11 protein-coding genes are annotated in these 15,332 nt (G+C 70.2%); 6 read left to right on the top strand and 5 right to left on the bottom strand.

Annotated elements, in window-relative coordinates:
* Positions 1-23 precede the first annotated feature (23 nt).
* Entirely contained in the window at positions 24-1,805 is a 1,782-nt protein-coding gene (metG, locus tag WBK31_RS39865) for a methionine--tRNA ligase (RefSeq protein WP_364069571.1), read from the bottom strand.
* 117 nt (positions 1,806-1,922) lie between these two features.
* Complete coding sequence (locus WBK31_RS39860) at positions 1,923-3,149, bottom strand: glycosyltransferase family 2 protein (protein WP_364069569.1); 1,227 nt, start codon at positions 3,147-3,149, stop codon at positions 1,923-1,925.
* Between the two features lie 169 nt (positions 3,150-3,318).
* Between WBK31_RS39860 and WBK31_RS39855 the strand changes: the two genes are divergently transcribed.
* Positions 3,319-4,806: a hypothetical protein gene (locus WBK31_RS39855; RefSeq protein WP_406674087.1), complete on the top strand. Its 1,488-nt coding sequence runs from the start codon at positions 3,319-3,321 to the stop codon at positions 4,804-4,806.
* Here the strand turns inward: WBK31_RS39855 and WBK31_RS39850 are convergent.
* Together WBK31_RS39850 and rsmI are read right to left on the bottom strand one after the other, a co-directional pair.
* Positions 4,733-6,316, bottom strand: coding sequence for a dolichyl-phosphate-mannose--protein mannosyltransferase (locus WBK31_RS39850; protein WP_378785293.1), 1,584 nt, complete (start codon positions 6,314-6,316; stop codon positions 4,733-4,735). The two genes, WBK31_RS39855 and WBK31_RS39850, sit on opposite strands and share 74 nt — an antisense overlap.
* Before the next feature lie 84 nt (positions 6,317-6,400).
* Positions 6,401-7,249 (bottom strand): 16S rRNA (cytidine(1402)-2'-O)-methyltransferase, encoded by an 849-nt coding sequence (rsmI, locus tag WBK31_RS39845; protein ID WP_364069563.1) that lies wholly within the window; start codon positions 7,247-7,249, stop codon positions 6,401-6,403.
* 174 nt (positions 7,250-7,423) lie between these two features.
* Here rsmI and WBK31_RS39840 point away from each other — a divergent pair, with 174 nt between their 5' ends.
* From WBK31_RS39840 to WBK31_RS39820, 5 genes are all read left to right on the top strand, one after another.
* Complete coding sequence (locus WBK31_RS39840; protein ID WP_378785294.1) at positions 7,424-8,959, top strand: dolichyl-phosphate-mannose--protein mannosyltransferase; 1,536 nt, start codon at positions 7,424-7,426, stop codon at positions 8,957-8,959.
* A gap of 112 nt (positions 8,960-9,071) precedes the next feature.
* Positions 9,072-10,265, top strand: a complete 1,194-nt coding sequence (locus WBK31_RS39835) for a hypothetical protein (RefSeq protein ID WP_364069559.1) — start codon at positions 9,072-9,074, stop codon at positions 10,263-10,265.
* Positions 10,266-10,348: 83 nt separating this feature from the next.
* Entirely contained in the window at positions 10,349-11,284 is a 936-nt protein-coding gene (locus WBK31_RS39830) for a DUF5996 family protein (protein ID WP_364069557.1), read from the top strand.
* Between the two features lie 405 nt (positions 11,285-11,689).
* A complete protein-coding gene (locus WBK31_RS39825; RefSeq protein WP_364069555.1) occupies positions 11,690-12,478 on the top strand; it encodes an alpha/beta fold hydrolase in 789 nt (262 codons plus the stop codon).
* Positions 12,479-12,873: 395 nt separating this feature from the next.
* Positions 12,874-14,052: a Cmx/CmrA family chloramphenicol efflux MFS transporter gene (locus WBK31_RS39820; protein ID WP_364069553.1), complete on the top strand. Its 1,179-nt coding sequence runs from the start codon at positions 12,874-12,876 to the stop codon at positions 14,050-14,052.
* A 179-nt stretch (positions 14,053-14,231) separates the two neighbouring features.
* On the opposite strand, the gene pip is transcribed toward WBK31_RS39820, so the two are convergent.
* On the bottom strand, positions 14,232-15,182 hold the full coding sequence (gene pip, locus WBK31_RS39815) for a prolyl aminopeptidase (protein WP_364069552.1): 951 nt from the start codon (positions 15,180-15,182) through the stop codon (positions 14,232-14,234).
* Positions 15,183-15,332 lie beyond the last annotated feature (150 nt).

Below are 15,332 nucleotides of genomic sequence, written 5' to 3'. Positions count from 1 at the left end.
TAGCCCCCGCCGCGCCGTGCGGCTCACTCGGCCAGCCTGGCCAGCTCCTCGTCGACGACCTTCGGGTCGAGCTTCTTGAACAGCGGCGACGGCGGCGCGAGCGGAGTGCCGGGCTTGATCGGCCGGTGCTCCCAGCGCGCCTCACCGTCGTAGTCGCCGGTGATGACGGGGTACGGCGTGCCGCCGTCCTCGTCGACCTCGCGGATCTCCGGCATGCCGGACCAGACGCCCTGGCCGCCCAGCATGGCATAGACCTTGTTGGACGAGCTGGGCAGGAACGGCGTCAGCAGCGTCTTGGCGTCGTCGACCACCTGCAGCGCGACGTGCAGGATCGACTTCTGCCGCTCGGGGTCGTCCTTGAGCTTCCACGGCTCCTGCTCGGCCAGGTATTTGTTGGCCTCGCGGACGACGTCGAACGCCTCGGTGATGGCGTTCTTGAAGCGCGAGCGGCTGAGCTCGGCGCCCACGGGCCCGAACGCGTTGCGCGAGCGCTCCAGCAGGGCGCGGTCGGCGTCGGTGAGCTGCCCGGCCTCGGGCACCGCGCCGAAGTTCTTCGCCGCCATGGAGATCGAGCGGTTGACGAGGTTGCCCCAGGCCGCGACCAGCTCGCCGTTGTTGCGGTTGACGAACTCCTGCCAGGTGAAGTCGGTGTCCTGGTTTTCCGGCCCGGCGACCGCGATGTAGTAGCGCAGGGCGTCGGCGTCGTAGCGCTCGAGGAAGTCACGGACGTAGATGACGACCTGGCGCGAGGAGGAGAACTTGCGGCCCTCCATGGTCAGGAACTCGCTGGAGACCACCTCGGACGGCACGTTGAGCGCGCCGAGCGAGCCGGGCGTGCCGTTGTGGTCGCCCTGGCCGTTGTAGCCGAACAGCATCGCCGGCCAGATCTCGGCGTGGAAGACGATGTTGTCCTTGCCCATGAAGTAGTAGCCGCGGGCGTCGGGATTCTGCCACCACTGACGCCAGGCGTCGGGGTCGCCGGAGCGCTTGGCCCACTCGATGGAGGCCGACAGGTAGCCGATGACCGCGTCGAACCACACGTACAGGCGCTTGTTGGGCTGGTCGCGCCAGCCGTCGAGCGGGATCGGCACGCCCCAGTCGAGGTCGCGGCTGATGGCCCGCGGCTGGAGGTCGCCGAGCAGGTTGAGCGCGAACTTCAGCACGTTGGGCCGCCACTCGCCCTGCTTGGACTGCAGGTAGGAGCCCAGCACCTCGGAGAAGGCCGGCAGGTCGAGCATGAAGTGCTCGGTCTCGACGAACGTCGGCGTCTCGCCGTTGATGCGGCTCTTGGGGTTGATGAGCTGGATCGGGTCGAGCTGGTTGCCGCAGTTGTCGCACTGGTCGCCGCGCGCGCCGTCGTAGCCGCAGATGGGGCAGGTGCCCTCGATGTAGCGGTCGGGCAGTGTGCGGCCGGTGGACGGCGAGATGGCCCCCATCGTGGTCTTGGGGACGATGTAGCCGTTGTCGTAGAGACCCTTGAAGATCTCCTGCGTGACGGCGTAGTGGTTCTTCGTCGTCGTCCTGGTGAACAGGTCGTAGGACAGCCCGAGCCCGGTCAGGTCTTCGGCGATGACGCGGTTGTAGCGGTCGGCGAGCTCCTTCGCCGTCACGCCTTCCTTGTCGGCCTGCACCTGGATCGGGGTGCCGTGCTCGTCGGTGCCGGACACCATCAGCACCTTGTTGCCCGCCATCCGCTGGTAACGGCTGAAGACGTCGGACGGCACGCCGAACCCGGACACGTGCCCGATGTGACGGGGGCCGTTGGCATAGGGCCAAGCAACGGCGGTCAAGATGTGCTGGGACATGGTTCCAAGCCTACGGGGTGGTTGGCGATCGTTTGTTCCGCGACTCCCCCTCCGCGGCGGCGCGCGTGCCGCGGGCGGTGAAACCCGCGGGGCACGCGCGCACCGGTGTGCGGACGGTTATCGCTTGGTGGTCGGCTCTTCGAGCGAGATGGCCGCGGCGGCCTCCTCGGCCGCGGCGGCGGCGTTGTCGATGGGCGTCTCGCGGGTGCGGCGGATGCCCAGGATGCTGATGAACAGCGCCGCGAAGATGGTCTGGAAGCTCATGATGAGCGCGGTCGCCGAGGGCACGACGAGGCGCAGCGACTCGCGCGGGTCGAGCTCGCCGAAGCTGCGCACCTGCCAGTGGACCAGCGACATGACCAGGCCGATGAGACCGGCGAGCGCGAGCAGGCCGCCGACGACGAGGCCCTTCTCCAGGCTCACCATGTCGATCAGCCTGCGGATGCGCGGCGACTCCGGCAGGAAGCCCTCCTCCGCCGCGTAGACCTTGGTGAAGACGGCGAACAGCGCCGCCTGGAAGCCGATCACCACCAGGGCCGATGTGCCGACCAGGGTGTCGACGTCGAAGGCGAGCTCGCCGATCTCGACCGGGCCGAACGTCAGCGCGGTGCCGGCCACCAGGCCGATCATCATCATCAGCACGCCGGGGTAGAAGAACAGCCACTTGGGGCTGTAGAGCAGCAGGAAGCGCAGGTGGCGCCAGCCGTCGCGCCAGGAGCGCAGGTGCGGCGGGCGGGAGCGGCCGTCGGGCGAGAGCGTGGTGGGCACCTCGCGTACGTCGAGGCCGGCCAGCGTGGAGCGGACCACCATCTCCGAGGCGAACTCCATGCCTCCGGTCTGGAGCTGCAGCTTCAGGATGGAGTCGCGGCGGAAGCCGCGCAGCCCGCAGTGGAAGTCGCCGATCTTGGAGGGGAAGAACAGCCGCCCGATGAACGACAGCACCGGGTTGCCGAGGTAGCGGTGCAGCGGAGGCATGGCGCCGGGGGCGATGCCGCCCTTGAAGCGGTTGCCCATCACCAGGTCGGCACCGTCGCGAAGCTGCTCGACGAACGGCATCAGCGCGGTGAAGTCGTAGGAGTCGTCGGCATCGCCCATGATGACGTATTTGCCGCGAGCCGCCCTGATGCCGCCCATAAGGGCGTTTCCGTAGCCCTTCTCATCGACATGGACAACACGGGCACCGGCGTCGCGGGCGAGCTGCTGAGAGCCGTCCGTGCTGCCGTTGTCGGCGATCAGCACCTCGCCCTCGATGCCGTGCTCCTCCATGCACGCCAGGGCCTTGCGCACACAGACTTCCACGGTCTCCGCCTCGTTGAGGCAGGGCATGACCACCGTCAGTTCCACGTGTCTACCCTTCAGTTAAGGCTCTTCCCAGTGAACCATGATGCCCTGAACGTAACGGTGGTCGGGCACGGACGCCGAAACGGCTGGCATTCTTTACAACATGGTGAGCGTCGCGGAGATTACCCCTGTGGACCACTCCGCCCCTGGTCGGGCAGCACGTGCGCTGTCCATGTTGCGCAGGCATCGGGTGTTCGCCGCGGCCTTCGGCGCCGGTGCCGTGCTGCGGCTCATCACCATGCTCGGCTACGGGCAGGCGATGTGGTTCAACGACTCGTACGAGTACGTCTCGGTGGCGCTGCACCCGCGCCCGCACCCCATCAGGCCCGACGGCTACAGCTTCTGGCTGATGCTGCTGAAGCCGTTTCACAGCTTCACCCTGGTGGTCTTCACCCAGCACCTCATGGGACTGGCCACGGCCTGCCTGATCTACGCGCTGCTGCGGATCAAGTTCCGGCTGCCGAAGTGGGGGGCCACGCTGGCGGCCGCGCCGGTGCTGTTCGACGCGTACCAGATCCAGCTCGAACAGCTCATCATGTCCGACACGCAGTTCACCCTGCTGGTCGTGGGCGTGATCACGCTGGTGCTGTGGAAACGCCGGCTGTCGTGGAAGGCGGGCGTGGTCGTCGGCCTGCTCCTGGCGCTCACCTGGCTGACCCGTTCCATCGGCCTGCCGATCCTGGCGCTGGTGGTGCTCTACCTGCTGGTCAAGCGGACGGGGTGGCGGCCGATCACGGCGGTGGTGACGGCGTGCGCGGTGCCCGTCATGGCGTACATGGGGTGGTTCGCCGCCGTCCACGGAAAATTCGCCATGACCAACAGCGACGGGCTGATCCTTTACATGCGCACGGCGATCTTCGCCGACTGCAACAAGATGGACATCGACAAGTACAAAGAGGTCCAGCTTCTGCTGCTGTGCATCAACGACCCGGTCAGCCAGCGCAAAGACTACGCGCAGTGGTATCTGTGGGGTCAGGGCAACGGCGACGGCACCGGCACCGGCGAGGTGCTGCACCGATGGGGCGCCAACAAGAAGTGGAGCGAGATCACCAACGAGGCGGCCAGCGCGTTCGCCACGCGGGCGATCCTGTCGCAGCCGGGCGACTATCTGAAGGTGGTGGCGCGCGACTTCTTCCGCTCGTTCCACTGGGGCAGGCCGCGCTTCCCGGACGAGTCGACGTACAACATGTACCAGTTCAAGCCGTACGTCGAGATCGACGGCAACGGCCAGCCGAAGCGGCTGCCGAAGTGGGCCTCCTACGCGGGCGGCCGCACCGACACCGACGCGTTCGCCTACGAGCAGGGCCCGCCGGAGACCCGCATCGTGCACCCGTGGGCCGACATCATGAGCGGCTACCAGAAGGTGTTCTACCTGCGCGGCATCATGCTCGGCGGCATCCTGCTCATCGGCCTGTACGGCGTGGTCGTGCGCTGGCGCAAGTTCGGCGGCCCGGTGGTGCTGCCGTGGCTGGGCGCGATGGGCCTGCTGCTCGCGCCGGCGGCGACGGCCGAGTTCGACTACCGCTACGTGCTGCCCGCCGTCCCGCTGGCCTGCATCGCCGCGGCGATCACGCTGCGCCGGGGTGTCACGTGGCCGAGGTGGTCGAAGTGGTCACCCAGGAGGACAGCAGCATCCGAGCCCAGTACTGTGCGTGCGTGATGGCCTCGGCGCTCAGCACGGGCGACAGCCACCAGAAGTTGACGAGCACGATGAGCGCGAACGCGCCGACGACCGCGGCCCCGACGGCCCGTCTCGTGGGCGTGGCCGTGCGTTTGCCGAGCACGAGCCCGGCCATGAGCGTTACGGCCAGCACCATGAACGGCAGCACGGGCGCCATGTAGAACAGGTACATCGTGCGGTTGTCGGCGACCGCGTAGTAGAACCACGGCAGCCAGCCGGCGGCGTAGGCGAGCAGCACGGCCCCGGCCCGCCAGTCGCGGGTGGCGACGTACCACGCGATGAGGCCGATGAGGGCGATGGCCGAGCCGTACCAGAGCGCGGGGGTGCCGACGCCGATCACGGCCTGCGAGCACTCGGCGGCGCCGCAGCCGCCCTTGTCGCCCTCGTAGTAGAAGGCGACGGGCCGCAGCAGCAGCGGCCACGTCCACGGCTCCGACATGTACGGGTGCGGCGTCTGCAGGTTGCTGTGGAAGCCGAGGACCTCCATGTGATAGTGCAGCCACGAGCGGGCCGAGTCGACGACGAAGAACACCGGGTTGCCCGAGGTGGCCTGGTCCCAGTTGCGCCCCCAGCCGCGTGAGGTGGCGAACCAGCCGGTCCACGAGGCCACGTACGTCAGGGCGGGCGCGAGCGCGAAGGCCCCGAGCGCGCTCGGCGCGTCGTAGGCGAAAGCCCCGCGATAGGGCTCGCGCGCCCCCGTCGCCCGCCTGGCACCGGCGTCCCACATGAGCGACAGCACGGCGAAGGCCAGCAGGAAGAAGATCCCCGACCACTTGACCGCGCAGGCGGCGCCCAGGCACACCCCGGCCGCGATCCGCCACGGCCGCCACCCGAGCCGGGGCCCGCGCAGCAGCTCCGGCGCGTACCGGCCGGCCAGCCGCGTCCGCGCGTGATCGCGGTCGGCCACCAGGCAGGCGAACCCGGCCAGCACCCAGAACATCAGGAAGACGTCGAGCAGCGCCGTGCGCGAGAGCACGAAGTGCAGGCCGTCCAGCGCCAGCAGCAACCCGGCCAGGCAGCCCAGCAGCGTGGAACGGGTCATCCTGCGCGCCACCCTGGCCAGGATCAGGATGGACAGCGTGCCGGCCAGGGCCGCCGCGAAGCGCCAGCCGAACGGGTTCATGCCGAACAGCCATTCGCCGACGGCGATCATCCACTTGCCGAGCGGTGGATGCGCCACGAAGGACGCGCAGTCCTCGGGCTGGGCGCACTGGCGGAAGATGTCGAGGTCGCCGGCGAGCAGCCGCCGGTCGGCGATGGGGTCCTTGGCGTCGCCGAGCATGCTGCGCTCCACGCCCTCGACCAGCAGCGAGTAGGCGTCCTTGGCGTAGTAGGTCTCGTCGAAGACGACGGCTCTCGGCTCGCCGAGCCCGATGAAGCGGAGCAGGCCGCCGAAGACGGCGACCGCGAGCGGCCCCAGCCAGCCGGCGAGCGCGCCCTCCTGGAACGGCGGGACCAGCCGGCGCGGTGATAACCCCTGATGACGCACCCTGCGCACCCTAGTCTGCGCACCCTGACCTTGCGCGCCCTGACCTTGCGCGCCCTGACCTTCCGCGCCCTGGCCTTGCCCGCCCTAGGAGGCGGGACTCCCCCTGTGCACCAGGTCGTACAGCTCACGTTTGGGCATGCCCGCCTCCTTGGCCACGCCGGCGATGGCGGCGTTGCGCTTCTCGCCCTCCGCGACCCTGCGCTCCACCTCCGCGACCAGCTCGGCGGGGTCGCGCTCGACCTCGCCCGGCACGTGGCCGGCGACCACGATCGTGATCTCGCCCTTGACGCCGCCCTCCGCCCACGCGGCCAGCTCGCCGAGCCCGCCCCTCCGGACCTCCTCGTACGTCTTGGTCAGCTCCCGGCACACGGCGGCCCTGCGGCCGGGCCCGAACGCCTCGGCCATCGCCGCAAGGCTGCTCGCCAGCCGGTGCGGCGCCTCGAAGAAGACCATCGTGCGCTCCTCGGTGGCCAGCCCGGCCAGCCTGCGAGCCCGGTCACCCGGCTTGCGCGGCGGGAAGCCCTCGAAGCAGAACCGGTCGCTGGCCAGGCCGGACACCGCGAGCGCGGTGGTGACGGCGCTCGGACCAGGCAGCGCGGTGACCGGCACGCCCGCCTCGACGGCCAGGCTGGTGAGGCGGTAGCCCGGGTCGGACACTCCCGGCATGCCGGCGTCGGTGATCACCACGACCGTGCGGCCCTGCTTGAGCGTCTCGATCAGCTCCTGCGCGCGGCCCGCCTCGTTCTGGTCGTAGTAGGACACGACCCGGCCGGTCAGCTCGACCCCGAGGTCGGCCGCGAGCCTGCGCAGCCGCCGGGTGTCCTCGGCCGCGATGACGTCGGCGCTCGCCAGCGTCTCGCGCAGCCGCGGGGAGACGTCGCCCACCTGACCGATGGGCGCTCCTGCCAGCACCAACCTGCCGTTTCCTGTCACCCGACCATTGTGACAGGGCATCCCAATTAGACCGTGTTTCTTGGGTAACCACCGCTCTGGGGCCCGTACGATGTCCGAATGGCGGTGACCGATTCTCCGTACCAGGGATACGAGCACATGAAGGACGCAGACCCTTCCCCCGCTCGTTCCGTACGTGATCGTCTCGTGCCTCCCATGCGCGGCAGCGTGCTGTGGGGCTGGATCGGCCCGCTGTTGGTGACGCTCTTCGGCGGGATCCTGCGCTTCATGCAGCTCGGCCATCCCAATGCCGTGGTGTTCGACGAGACGTACTACATGAAGGACGCCTACTCGCTGATCACCCACGGCGTCGAGCATGTCACGATCAAGAAGGCCGACGAGGCCGTCATGGCCGGCAACACCGACATCTTCCAGTCGTGCGCCCCGCAGGAGCTGGAGAAGTGCGCCTCGTACGTGGTGCACCCGCCGCTCGGCAAGTGGATGATCGGCGCCGGCGAGTGGATCTTCGGGCTCAACCCGTTCGGCTGGCGCTTCGCCGCCGCGCTGATCGGCACGCTGTCGATCCTCGTCCTGGCCAGGGTGGCGCGCAGGATGACCCGCTCGACGCTGCTCGGCTGCTTCGCGGGCCTGCTGCTGGCGCTCGACGGCCTGCACTTCGTGCTCTCGCGCACGGCGCTGCTCGACATCTTCCTGATGTTCTGGGTGCTCGCCGCATTCGCCTGCCTCGTGGTCGATCGCGACCAGGCGCGGGAACGCCTGGCCACCTGGTACGAGCAGTCGCCGATCACCGCGCAGGGACCGTCGCTCGGCATCAGGTGGTGGCGGATCGCGGCCGGGGTGTGCCTGGCCTTCGCGATGTCGGTCAAGTGGTCGGGGCTGGCGTTCCTGGTGGCGTTCGCCGCCATGTCGCTCGCGTGGGACTACGGCGCCCGCCGCGCGCTCGGGCTGCGTCAGCCGTACGTGGGGGCGTTCAACAAGGACGTGCCGCAGGCGACGCTGGCGTTCGGCCTGGTGCCGTTCGTGACGTACATGCTGACCTGGATCGGCTGGTTCGCCACCGACTCCGGCTACGGCCGCAACTGGGACCAGGCCACCTCGACCGGCAACCCGCTGTTCTTCCTGGTCGACTCCATGCGGTCGTGGATCCAGTACCAGTGGCAGGTCTTCACCTTCCACAGCGGCCTGCAGACGCCGCACAACTACATGTCGGAGCCGTGGTCGTGGCCGCTGCTGCTGCGTCCCGTCGCCTTCTACTACGAGGGCAAGAAGGGCGGCTGCGGCGCCGGCAACTGCTCGGAGGCGGTGCTCGGCGTGGGCACGCCGGTGATCTGGTTCGGCGCGGTGGCCGCGCTGGTGGCCCTCATCGCCTGGTACGTCTCCTCGCGCGACTGGCGGGCCGGGGCGGTGCTGCTGAGCTACGCGATGGGCTGGCTGCCGTGGTTCTACTTCGCCATCGCCGACAACCGGACGATGTTCCTGTTCTACGCCATCCCCATGGTGCCGTTCATGGTGCTGGCGATCACGCTGTGCGCGGGGCTGATCATCGGGCCCGCGACGCCGACGGCGACCGGGGCCATGCCGACGCGGCGCACCGTCGGGGCCGCCGTGGTCGGCGCCTTCGCGCTGCTCGCCCTGATCAACTTCTGGTGGCTGCAACCTGTGCTGACGGGCGAGCTCATCACCTACACGGAGTGGAAGGCGCGCATGCTCTTCGAGAATCGGTGGATATGATCATCTTACAGTCGGCTCGATAGGGATTTCTTAGGTAGTCGCTGTGCAAGACCCAATACGCACTGGTTTCGGTCATCGTCAGGCCCGGGGTCGATACGGCAAACTTCGAGGCATGAGTGCACCGGATGTCACCGCCCTTCTCGCCGAGTTGGAGCGATCTCAACCGGATATGGCCGAGGAGGCCAGGACCGCCGTCGAGTGGCTGACGGGCGGGGAGCCTCTGGAGTCGGTGACCCAGCTCGACGTCTGCGAGTTCCTCTGGTACACGTTGCCGCTCAAGGTCGGCCCGCAGGGAGGCGACCACGAGCGGCTGGCACGCTCGCTGGGGCAGCTGCTCCGGCTCGGCGGCATGGACCGTTACGCCGATCTGTGCGTGTCGCCCACCACGATGCAGATCCTGCGCACCTACGCCACCGAGGGCGAGGAGGCCGGCACCAGCGCCTATCAGCAGGCTCTCGAGGCCACGGGCGTGCTCCCGCCCGACGTGCCCGAGCTGCAGTGGAGCATGATCATGGGGCCGGAGGAGCTGGGCGCCCACATCGCCTGCTCCGCCGCGCTCGAGCTGGCCATCGTGGCCGGCGAAGACGTCGACCGCACGGCGCTGACCCGGCGCTGGCTCACCGAGCCGCGCGCCGAGCTGGGCGGCGACAGCTGGCTCAACCGCGTGCACGGCGAGCGGCTCAACCGCTGGGTGCTGGGGCGCGGCCCGGCCAGGCGGGAGCTGGCGCAGCCGTTCGAGGTGCGGCTGCACGCTCCCGTCGCGCCGCAGCCGCTGCCGGCCCTGCACCGGCTGCTGTCGGTGGCCGCGTCCGGCGAGACGCTGCCGCTGCGGCTCGCGCCGTCGCCCGAGGCGCTGCGGCTGCGCGATCTGGCCGAGCGCGAGCTGGGCGCGATCCGCCGCGACGGCGCCAAGCTCACGATCACCGACTACGGGCTGCGGCTGCTGCGCTCGAAGTCGGCCATGTGGACGGCGGTCACCCGGCTGCTGCTGGCCAGGGGCGAGCACGAGTTCGAGGTGTCGGCCAGGGAGGCCGCGCTGATGTTGCTCGCCGACGGCACGCTGATGTCGCCGGCCAAGCTCATCGAGCGGGTGGCCGAGGTGGTCGGCGGCGAGGGCTGGCACCCCTCGACCGGCGTCGACGACGTCAGGGGTCCGGTGACGGACCTGGTGGCGCAGCTCACGGCGCTGGGGCTGGCGTTCAGCGACGAGCTGGCGGTGCGGATGGACCGTCCAGGCCAGCTCGCGGCGCTGGCGGCACTGCGGGCCCACGCGCTGCGGCCGAGGAAATACGTCAGCTCCGGGTGACGGCCCGACACCCCAGGCATACGGGCGAATACTCCCGGTAGTTACGATTGTCGGGAAATGCCCTATGTCGGAGGGGGACCGTCATGGAGCTGTTCCCGGCCATGCCGCTGGCGGAATGGACCGAGGCCAAGGAGACCTTTCACAGGTTCGCGCAGATCGTGGGGAAGATCAGGCTGGCATCGAGCAACCGGCGCAACCACTGGTGGCAGGTGCCGTTCCACCTGACCGGCCGCGGGCTCACCACCCGGCCCATGGGCGGGCTCGGCGAGCAGCCGCTGTTCTGCGTCGACTTCGACCTCGTACGCCACCGCCTGGTGATCGACGTCTCCGACGGCCGCAGCGCCGAGTTCAGCCTGATCGGGCGGAGCGTGGCCTCCTTCTACCAGCGGCTCTTCGACACCCTGGCCGGGCTGGGCATCCGGCCGGAGATCCGGCCGGTGCCGTTCGACCTGGGCGACGACACGCCGTTCGCCGAGGACACGCTGCACGCCCGCTACGACCCGGCGCTCATCAACCGCTACTGGCGGATCCTGTCGCAGGTCGCGCAGCTCCTCGACCGGTTCGCCGCCGAGTTCGCCGGCAAGACCAGCCCGGTGCACCACTTCTGGCACACCTTCGACATCGCGGTGACCAGGTTCACCGGGCGGGTCGTCAAGGTCTCGCCCGAGGCCGACCCGGTCACGCGGGAGGCCTATAGCTGGGAGGTGATCAGCTCGGGGTTCTGGTTCGGCGACAAGGAGCGCCCCTGGCCGGCGTTCTACTCCTACACCGCGCCGGAGCCCGAGGGGCTGGCCCGCGAGCCGCTGCGGCCCGCCAGGGCCGAGTGGATCCCGGCGCGCGGCAGCCACCTGGCGGTCCTGCGGTATGACGACGTACGGGTCATGGACGACCCCGTGGGAACCGTGCTGGAGTTCCTGGAGAGCGCCTACCAGGCGGGCGCCCGGCTGACCGGGCTCGACACGGCGGCGCTGGCCTCCCCCGGCGGCGTCACCGACCCCTACCACGAGCCGGAGGCCTGAACACACGTGAGCGCCCGCCCTCCGAGGAGGGCGGGCGCCCGACGTATGCGTACCGGTGTGCAGGTCGCCTCTCGGCGAAAGGCACAACGCGGCTCCAGCCGAACGGTATTCCGCGAAGGCAATAGGTGAGGCCCGGGGACACTGGACACACCGGCCACGCTGTATGTAACCACACCCGGGGCTCCTCCATTCCCTGGCACGCCGGAAGATTTCAGAAGTCCACCTCGACAGACCCTGACATAGCGGTCTTTTCCCGCCGGACATTCCTGCGCCGGGAGCCTCGCCGCCCGGCCGCGCAGGCAGCGCTGCCGGGGGCGGGCGCGCAAGGCGTCGGAGCGGGAGGCGCGTACCGGACAGCATCCCCCGAATTTTCTTCGAGATGTGGCGTCGGGCACTATCGAAGGCGTGCCATACGCGACGACACCCGACGGGGTGAAGCTGTCCTACCAGGTCCGCGGCCATGGTCAGCCGCTCGTGCTGCTCCAAGGTCAGGCCAACGAGCATCGCTGGTGGGACTCCGTACGCGACGACTTCGACGCCGCGTACACGACGATCACGCTCGACTGGCGCGGCACCGGCGCAAGCGACAAGCCGGACGAGCCCTACACCACGCGCGGGTTCGCCGCCGACGTGGTGTCCGTGCTCGACGACGCCGGCGTGGAACGCGCCCACGTGTACGGCACCTCGATGGGCGGGCGGGTCGCCCAGTGGCTGGCCGCCGACCACCCCGGCAGGGTCGGGGCGCTGGTGCTCGGCTGTACTTCGCCCGGCGGCGCCCACGGCGTCGAGCGCGGCAACGAGGTCCGCAGATCGCTCGCCCAGCGCGACCGCGCCGCCGCCGAGCGGGCCCTCCTTGAGCTCATGTACACCCCCGCCTGGCTGGCCGAGCATCCCGGCCCGTACCATACGACCGGCGACCCCGGCATGCCCGCCCACGCCCGCCGCCGCCACCTGGCCGCCAGCGCCGAGCACGACGCCTGGGACGCACTCCCCCGCATCACCGCGCCCACCCTCGTCGTCCACGGCACCGACGACGTCTTCAACCCGGCCGCCAACGCGCCGCTGATCGCCGAGCGCATCCCCGGCGCCGAGCTGCGGCTCATCGAGGGCGCGCGGCACGCGTACTTCGAGGAGTTCCGGCACGTCGCGAGCCCGATGGTGCTGGAGTTCCTGGCCCGGCACCCGCTCAGTTGAGCGCAAATGATTCGACAGCCGCGGCCCGGCGTTGCTAGGTTGCGGCACGTGAACAGCCCCGAAGCGTCAAGACGCCGGCCACCGGTCGTCCGGTGGCTGCTCCGCATCGCCCCCTCCAGGTGAGGGGCCGCTCCGGCATGGGGTGATCTCCCCGTCTCGCGACGTCGGGCTCGCCTGAGCCTCGCTCATCGAGCCGTGCTCACCGAGCCTCGTTTCCGAGCCGGATTCCGCGCACGAGCACGAGCGCGAGCGCGAGTACGCGTACAGCCTTCCGGACCACCGGCGACACAGGTCCTCGCCCAGGGCGCTCCCCTGGGCCGTCCACCGCGCGCCGGGAGCCGGGCTCCCGCGCGCCCTGCCTGTGCCGATCCACGATCGGGGTCGCGGAGTTTCTCATGCCTTTCGTCATCTACCTGCTCGGGCTGGCGGTCTTCGCCCAGGGAACGTCCGAGTTCATGCTGGCCGGGCTGGTGCCCGGCATCGCCCGCGAGCTGGGCGTGTCCATTCCCGCCGCCGGGCTGCTCACCTCGGCCTTCGCCGCCGGGATGGTGGCGGGGGCGCCGCTCGCGGCGGCGCTGAGCCTGCGCTGGTCCAGAAGGACCGCGCTGCTGTCCTTCCTGATCGCGTTCCTGCTGGCCCACGTGGTCGGCGCGGTCACCACCGATTACGCGGTGCTGCTCGGCACGCGCGTGGTGGCGGCGCTGGCCAACGCCGGGTTCCTGGCGGTGGCCATGGCCACCGCGGTCGCGCTCGCCCCGCCGCACGCCAAGGGGCGGGCCACGTCGATCCTGCTCAGCGGGGTCACGATCGCCTGCGTGGCGGGAGTGCCCGGCGGCGCCGCGCTCGGCGGGCTGTGGGGGTGGCGCTCGGCCTTCTGGGCCGTCGCGCTGGCGCTGGTGCCGGCGATCGTCGCGGTGCTGCGGTCGGTGCCGGGCGGCGCTCCCGGCGGCACCGTACGCGGTGAGGCGCGGGCCCTGCGCCGGCCCCGCCTGCTGCTGCTCCTGCTGCTGGCCGCGCTGGTGAACGGGGCCACGTTCAGCACGTTCACCTACCTCGCGCCGCTGCTCACCGGCGTCACCGGGATCGGCCAGGCGTGGCTGCCCGGCTTGCTCGCGCTGTTCGGGCTCGGCTCGTTCGCCGGGGTGACGATCAGCGGGCGGCTCGCCGACACGCGTCCCATGGCGCTGCTGGTGCCCGGCGGGCTCGCGCTGGGCGCGGGATGGGCGGTCTTCGGCCTGGTGGCCGGGGCGCCGTGGCCGGCGGTGGCGCTGGTCTTCGTCCAGGGGACGCTGTCGTTCGCGGTCGGCTCGACGCTCATCTCCCAGGTCCTGTACGCCGCCACCGGCGCGCCCACGCTGGCCGGGGGCTTCGCCACGGCGGCGCTCAACGTCGGCGCGGTGCTCGGCCCCTGGATGGGCGGCCTGGCGATGGACGCGGGGCTCGGCTTCCGCGCGCCGCTGTGGGTGAGCGCCGGGCTGGTGGCGCTGGCGCTGCTCATCGCCGCCGCCACCCGCCCGTTCCTCAGCCGGCCGCGAACCCAGGTGCCGACCCACCTGCCCGCCCGGGCAGAGTGAGGATCATGCAAGAGGCACCGCACGGTGGCCGTCGTCATCAGGGAAGGCCGCAAGGACCCTCCCGACATCACCGAGGTCGCCCACACCGAGGCGGCGCCCGACATGTCGGGCTGGCCGGGCGCGGGGACGCCGCGCTGATCGACCGCTACTTCACGCTGGGGCCGCCGCTCTGACGGGGGTCAGCGGGGCGTGAAGCGCTCGATGGCGGCGTCCACCGCCTGCTTGAACGCCCCGCTACCGGTGTGTCCCGCGTCCCCGATGACGGTCAGCTCGGCGTCCGGCCAGACCTGGACCAGCTCCCAGGCCGTCTGGACCGGGCTGCTCAGGTCGAGGCGGCCGTGGATGAGCGCGCCGGGGATGCCGGCCAGCCGGTGGGCGTTGCGCAGCAGCACGCCCTCCTCAAGCCAGGCGCCGTTGGCGAAGTAGTGCGAGCAGATCCTGGTCAGGGCCATCACGTCGCGCGGCGGGCGGCCGCTGTAGGCGCCGGGCGCGCCGTTGACCTCCATCGAGATCACGGCGTCTTCCCAGGTGACCCAGTCGATGGCGGCGCGCTCGCGGACCTTCGGGTCGGGGTCGTTGAGCAGCCGCGCGTAGGCGCTCACGAGGTCGCCGTCGCGGTCCTCCGGCGGCACGCCCTGCCGGAACCGCTCCCACGCCTCAGGGAAGAAGCGGCCGACGCCCCGGTAGAGCCAGTCGGTCTCGGAGCGGCGGGTCATGGTGACGCCGGTGATGATGATCTCCGAGACGCGCTCGGGATAGGTCTCGGCGTACGCGAGGATCAGCGTCGATCCCCACGAACCCCCGTACAGCAGCCACTTGTCGATGCCGAGGTGCTCGCGCAGCCGCTCCATGTCGGCGATGAGGTGGTGGGTGGTGTTGTTGGTCAGGTCGGTGTCGTGGTCGGCGGCGTGCGGCAGGCTGCGGCCACAGTTGCGCTGGTCGAACAGGACCGTACGGAACAGCTCAGGGTCGAACCTGCGGCGCGCGCCGGTCGAGCACCCCGATCCGGGCCCGCCGTGCACGACCAGCACGGGCTTGCCGTCCGGGTTGCCGCAGGTCTCCCAGTAGATGCGGTTGCCGTCGCCGGTGTCGAGCAGGCCGTGGTCGTACGGCTCGATCGGGGGATGCAAGGGAGGCTCCTTTCTCTGGTTTCGGGAACGTCCGAATATATCGGTACGGCGATGTCCCCGATCACCGGTAAAGAGGGCTAGATCCAACTATGGAGTAATCGAACCGCCACTAAGGGTAATGATCGCAACGAATAGCCGATCATCACTCTT

Source organism: Nonomuraea sp. N2-4H (assembly GCF_045291505.1).
Classification (GTDB): domain Bacteria; phylum Actinomycetota; class Actinomycetes; order Streptosporangiales; family Streptosporangiaceae; genus Nonomuraea; species Nonomuraea fastidiosa.
Note: the sequence above shows the minus strand (reverse complement) of the source record. Positions and strands in the feature narration are given on the sequence as shown.